The 5,903-nt window shown below is 63.1% G+C and carries 4 protein-coding genes; all 4 read right to left on the reverse strand.

The window, feature by feature from the left end; translation table 11 throughout:
- Window positions 1-134: 134 nt before the first annotated feature.
- Entirely contained in the window at window positions 135-1,553 is a 1,419-nt protein-coding gene (locus tag ACXJL8_RS31455; protein WP_456686190.1) for an HlyD family type I secretion periplasmic adaptor subunit, read from the reverse strand.
- Window positions 1,554-1,603: 50 nt separating this feature from the next.
- On the reverse strand, window positions 1,604-3,340 hold the full coding sequence (locus ACXJL8_RS31460; RefSeq protein ID WP_456621544.1) for a type I secretion system permease/ATPase: 1,737 nt from the start codon (window positions 3,338-3,340) through the stop codon (window positions 1,604-1,606).
- 141 nt (window positions 3,341-3,481) lie between these two features.
- Window positions 3,482-3,940, reverse strand: a complete 459-nt coding sequence (locus tag ACXJL8_RS31465; RefSeq protein ID WP_456621545.1) for a hypothetical protein — start codon at window positions 3,938-3,940, stop codon at window positions 3,482-3,484.
- A gap of 266 nt (window positions 3,941-4,206) precedes the next feature.
- A complete protein-coding gene (locus ACXJL8_RS31470; RefSeq protein ID WP_456621546.1) occupies window positions 4,207-5,658 on the reverse strand; it encodes a hypothetical protein in 1,452 nt (483 codons plus the stop codon).
- Window positions 5,659-5,903: the final 245 nt, after the last annotated feature.

Raw genomic sequence — 5,903 nt, forward strand, 5'->3', positions numbered from 1 at the left:
GCGCACAATCGCACGGAAGCCGTCCTCCGCTGGCGCGGCCGGTTGCCCGCGCAGAGTCGCGATCACGACCCCGGCGCGGCTCTAATGCCGGAGACCTGAAGCGTGATGACGATTCATCCCGATCTCATCGCGCTTTAGTCCTCTCTGAATGCACCACGGAAGCTGTCGAGCAGCGGCCTGAGCGCGTAGAGAGCCACGGTGCCGCGCCCCGTCGTGATGAACACTTGAACCGGCATGCCGGGGACGATCTGGATGTCGTTTGCCGCGATCTGCCCGTCGTCGATCCGGATCCTGGTCGCGTAGTATGGCTGGTCGGTACGCTTGTCGAGGAGCCGGTCTGCGGATACGTGCACGACGGTTCCCTTCAGGCGAGGCACGCGACGCTGATTGTACGGTATGAGGTGAACCTCGGCACTGAGGCCGGGATGAACCACATCGATGTCCTCGGGCCTCAGGCGCGCGGTCACGATGAGACGGTCCTGCCGGGGCACCATGTCCATGAGCGGAGCACCCGCTCCGATGACGCCGCCGGCTGTATGAATCCGCAAATCGGTTATCACACCGTCCTCGGGCGCCTTGACCTCCGTTCGCGATAGCTGATCCCTGGCCGCAAGCAACCGCTCGCGGAGCTGGAATATCTGGCTCTGTGCTTCACGAAGCGACTGTGCGATCTCGTTCTGCCTCTCGCTCTCGAGCTTGAACAATGTGGCCTGCTGTTCGCTGATGACCTGCCCGGCGCGGGAAATCTGCGCGGCGATCTCGCCGCGGCGGCCTTCAACGTCGGCCAGCTCCCGCTGCAGGTTCAGAAGCCGCGGCCGCCGTTCGAGTCCCTTGTTGACGAGGGTCGCGACCATATCCAGTTCCTCCCGAACGATGTCGACCCGCTGCCCGGTGGCGGTTTCCTGAGCCTTGAGGCCTTCGATCTCCTTCTCGACCTGACGCCTTCGTTCGCGAATGACCGCAAGCTGCGACTCGTGAACCTGCAGGCGTGCCCGAAAAATGAACTGCTGCGCCGACACTGCAGCGGCGGCCACTCCGTTCTGCCTGCTGTCCTGTTCCAGCGCGTCCGGAATTGCGATCTTCTCGAATCTCTGCTGCTCGGCTTGAAGCCGTGCGGCACGAGCAGCTGCGTCCCAAAATTGGCCTTGGAGGCTTTGCATCTCCGAGCCGGCCCGGGTGTCGTCCAGCACGATCAGCGTTTGGCCGCTTCGCACGATATCGCCATCCGAAACCAGGATCTTCCTGACGATACCGCCTTCCAGATGCTGGATCGTCTTGCGGCTCGATTCCGATTCCACGACGCCAGACGCGATCGCGGCGCTCTCGAGCGGCGCGAGGCTCGCCCATGTACCGAGCCCCAGCATGAAGCAGAGCACCAGCAGATTGCCCGCGACGGTGATGCCGCGAAGCCTTCCGCGCGGAGAGGTCGGCGTGGGCGTCGAACACCATGGAAACTCTAGAGGTTCGAAATCGTCGATTGCGGTCACCACGACGCCAAATCGCCGGGCGGGCGGGGGGCTTGCCGGCGCTCGCATGAGCTGGTCCCAGATCATGGGAAGCCTCGAGACGGCGGGAATCTTCCAGATGGTGAGAGAGTTCCAGATCATGGCGCAATCTGCGAAGTAACCTGGGGTCGGCTCAGGTGCCGTTCAAAGATGTCCTCGCTGTCGCCGAACGCGGCGACCGCACCGTCCTCCATGATGGCAATCTTGTCCGTGGCGGCGAGAAGACCCATCCGGTGAGTGACGACGACAAGGATGACGCCTGCGAGCTTCATGCGCGCGATGGCATCCAGGAGCATTCGCTCGCCCCCGTAGTCGAGGCTGGCGTTGGGCTCGTCGAGAACGATGAGACGTGGACTGCCGAAAAAGGCGCGGGCAAGACCGAGGCGCTGCCGATACCCGCGCGAGAAGGTCGCTTCGCTCTGAACCACCGTGTCGTAACCCAGCGGCAGGCGCATGATCGCCCCATGGATACCGGCGAGCTTGGCCGCTTCGATGACCTTCCGCCGGTCGGCATCTTCAAGGCGTGCGATGATGTCGTTGATGGTGTCGCCGAGCAGGTTGATGTCCTGGGGGAGATATCCGAGGCGGTCGCCGTTTCGGCCCTCGCGAAGCAGCGAGACGTCGGTATTGTCGAGGACGACACGGCCATGCGTTGGCATCGACAGCCCGGCGATCACCTGGCCGAGCAAGGACTTGCCCGACCCGGACGGACCGATGATGCCAAGGCATTCTCCGGGCATGAGGCTGAACGAGACGCCGTTCAGGAGAAGATGGTTGGTCCCCGCAAGCCTCACGCCAACATTGTCGACGACGAGGCCGCTTTGCGCCTGCAGCGGAGAAACCTCCGCGCTCTGCTGCCGGGCGACGGGGAATGCGGCGAGAAGTGCGCCGAGCCGTTGACAGGCGCTCACGGCCGTCACGAGTGATTTCCAGCCTGCGACCGCACTTTCGACCGGCGCCAGCGCCCGGCTGAACATAAGCGTGGCAGCAAAGATGATTGCCGGACTCTTCCCGTGATCGAGGACGAGCCACGCGGCGGCCCCCATGATCAGGACCTGCGACAGCGCGCGAACCGGCTTGGCGGCCAGTGAGACGATCTCGCCTCGCCGAAGTGCCACATCGTGCTCTCTGCGCGCGTGCTGCGCGTCACGGTGGATCATGCGCGCAGCGTTGTCGAGCATTCCCATGGCGCGGATCATGTGGATGTTGCTCGCTGCAGTCTGGAGGCGGCCGCAGCTTCTGGACAGCGCGGCGCCGGATCTGAGCAGAACGTCTTCCGTGACCAGCTCTCCGGCAACCGTGAGCGCGAACAGGAAGGCGACGCAGCAGGCGCCCACCACGCCAAGCAGGGGATGGATCAGAAACAGGACAAGGAGGAACAAGGGCGCCCAGAGCGCGTCGAACAGCATCGTACATGCGCCGGACTCGACGAACTGGCGCAGCACGGTGAGATCCCGATATGCGCCCGACGCCTGCGTCCAATCGCTGCGAAGCGCCGATTCGAGGCCGGCCGAGAGCACGCAAGGACGAAGTCGATCGTCGAGCCAGGCGCCAAGGCGTCCAAGGACAGCGCGCCGCAATGCATCGAACACGCCGCCGACGACCACCGTGATCGCGACAATGAGCGTGAGCAGGAGCAAAGTGTCGCCGCTCCGGCTCGACAACACCCGGTCGTAGATCTGAAGAAGATAGATGGAGGGCGCAAACAGAAGCAGGTTGTAGCTGCAGCTATACGCGAATACGAGACCGAGCGGTCCCGCGCAGGACCGGAGGGCCGCGTGCAGTGGCGTCCCGATCTGCGGCAGGATGGGGAGCCGAATGGGCGGCATCAGCATGATCGTCACCGCCTGAAATCGAGGTCCGGCGCACATGACCGATGGCCAAAATCATCTGCCAGCGGTATCGGCGGGGTATCGGTTCGAACGTCAGGACCGGTGGCGGCGGCCACCGGTCCTGCCAGCCGGACGAGCCGGTGGTCAGAACGCATCGAGATGGAAGCTCACCTCTCCGCCCAGCGCGGCGTTGCCGTCTCCGCCATTGCCGCCGATGCCGGCAACGACCTCCTGGTGCTGGTCGACCGAGACCTTGTTGATCTGGGTCGCATCCGTATTGGCGTAGACCTTGGAGGTATCGTAACCGCTGTAGGATTTCTGGCTTCCGTTCGACTCGGCGTCTCCGCCATGGGCCTTCGAGAACACCGAGGCCTTCGCGTTGGCGCCGCCGGCATCCCAATCTGCCGTCTGCTTGACGTGATCGCCGGTGCTCACGTGCACGTCGGCACCTTCCGCCTTGTTGGTTGGATCGAAGTTGAGCGTCGGCTTGCTGATGATGGCTCCCTTGAAGGTGCCGTCGCCGCCATTTCCGACGCTTTGACCACCGGTGTTGATCGATTTGAATTCGATCGAGTCCGAGATGTGGATCGCTTTGGGCAACATTTGGGGCCTCCCTGTTTCTGTTGGCTTTCGTGCATCATCCATCCCGATCAGGCGGACGCGCGCGGCAAGTCTGATCCGCCCACGCGCGATGGCGATAGATGTCAAATCGGACACCATCCGGTTTGGCGGGCCTACGTACGAAAGTACGACATTCGTCGCGCAACACCGGAGCTCGAAACATCCGGGAGGGCCCGCAGGGCGAGCTTGCATGCGCGGAGTGTCGACGCAGCTCGTAATCGGGCTTGTGCGAGCGGCGCGATGTTCCGCTATCCCAACAGGTGAAGATCCGACAGAAGATGGGCCGAAAGATCGCCACCCAGCGCGAGATTGCCGTTGCCGCCGTCCCCGCCAACACCGGCGATCTGGATCGCGCTCTGGTCGATGTGCACGTTGTTGACCTGGTCGGCTACGGCCGTCGAATGGGGACCTGCAATTGCGATATTGATGGGTGCATAGATCGCGACGCTGACATCGATCAGGCTGCCGGCAAAATATCCGTTGCCGCCATTGCCTGCGCCGTTCGAACCGGTCGCGATCGCATCGGAGCCGCCCCACAGGCCATGGGAAAGAAGGCTTGCATGGCCGCCCGCCGCGGCGTTGGCGTTGCCGCCGTGCCCGCCAATGCCGGCGATCTGAATGATGGATTGATCCACGTAGGCGTCATTGGTCTGGACCGAATGAACGTTGGAGCCATAGCCCGCGACTGCGATGTTGATCGGGTCGTACACCACGACGGAGGAATGGACGAGCCCGCCGTAGAACGCGCCGTCGCCGCCATTGCCAGCCTGGCTTCCGCCGGTTTGAACGTCCGGGACGCCCCCTCCGTTGCTTGATCCCCAGCTGGGGTCGAGCGTCATGACGCTGCCGCCGGCGGCCACGTTGCCATTTCCGCCACTTCCGCCGACGCCCGCGATCTGAGTGGCCGACTGATCGATGTCCACCGTGTTCGATTGACTTGCATGCGCAGAGCCGCCCGAGGCCGCCACCGCTATATTGATCGGATGATAGATCACCACGGGAGCGTCCACGATCGCACCCGAGAAATAGCCGCTGCCGCCGTTTCCGGCGCCGTTGTCGCCGCTCGCGATCACGCCGGCGGTCAAGGAAGTACTGATGCTGCCTCCCGATGCAATGTTGTCATTGCCGCCATGGCCGCCGACGCCGGCCATCTGAAAGGCGGATTGATCGACATTCAAATTGTTGGACTGGTTGGCCAGGGCGACCGAGCCGTATCCCAGGCTCACCGAGATGTTGATCGGTTCATAGATCAACAGGGACGCGTGAATGATACTTCCGTAAAAGTAGCCGTCTCCGCCGTTCCCGGCCGTGTTCGCTCCGCTCTCGACCTTAGCAATGCCCATCCCGGGATGTGATGCGCCGGAAGCGGGCGTGGTGGACGAAACATCCAGGCTCGCCGCAGCGTGGTTGCCGACGTGGCCGCCCGTGTCGACCCCCGATATGGGATGTTTGGATTGAATCGGGTCGGAGTCATGATGCTGGGTATTCGCGCTCGCGGAGTGCGCTTCAGTTCCTGCAGATTGACCTACCAATTGACCTGCAAACGGGCCGGGACCATGGACCTGGGCGCCACCGCCGACCGCCTCGGTCAGGAACGGGGCGCCCGGTGTCGGACCCGCTTCGTCGTCACCATCGTACCCATCGTGCCGATGAGAGGCGTGATGCAGCCGGATCCCATCCGACATCCGCGAAAAATCCATCGTAGCCTCCCTCATCGCAATCGCTCCACGCAATCGGACGGGTTCTGCACTCCAGACAGAATGTCATCCCGGGAAGGTCGAAAGCCCAGTCGTCAGTTCGGATATAGCGCTTCGTCTGGCAGCCGTAACATCGGCTACATCCGTTCGGGTACAGCCCCTGTGTGGGGACACTTTGAAAACGACTCGGCTAAGTGCTTGAGTTTGCTGATTCCTGCATTTTGAAAACGACTCGATCTTGACCTTAA

The sequence above is a fragment of the Bradyrhizobium sp. P5_C11_2 genome (genome assembly GCF_054049755.1).

Coding starts and splice junctions, on each gene's coding strand:
- ACXJL8_RS31460 (WP_456621544.1), bottom strand. CDS start 3,340: ATGCTGATGCCGCCCATTCGGCTCCCCATCCTGCCGCAGATCGGGACG.
- ACXJL8_RS31470 (WP_456621546.1), bottom strand. CDS start 5,658: ATGGATTTTTCGCGGATGTCGGATGGGATCCGGCTGCATCACGCCTCT.
- ACXJL8_RS31455 (WP_456686190.1), bottom strand. CDS start 1,553: ATGATCTGGGACCAGCTCATGCGAGCGCCGGCAAGCCCCCCGCCCGCC.
- ACXJL8_RS31465 (WP_456621545.1), bottom strand. CDS start 3,940: ATGTTGCCCAAAGCGATCCACATCTCGGACTCGATCGAATTCAAATCG.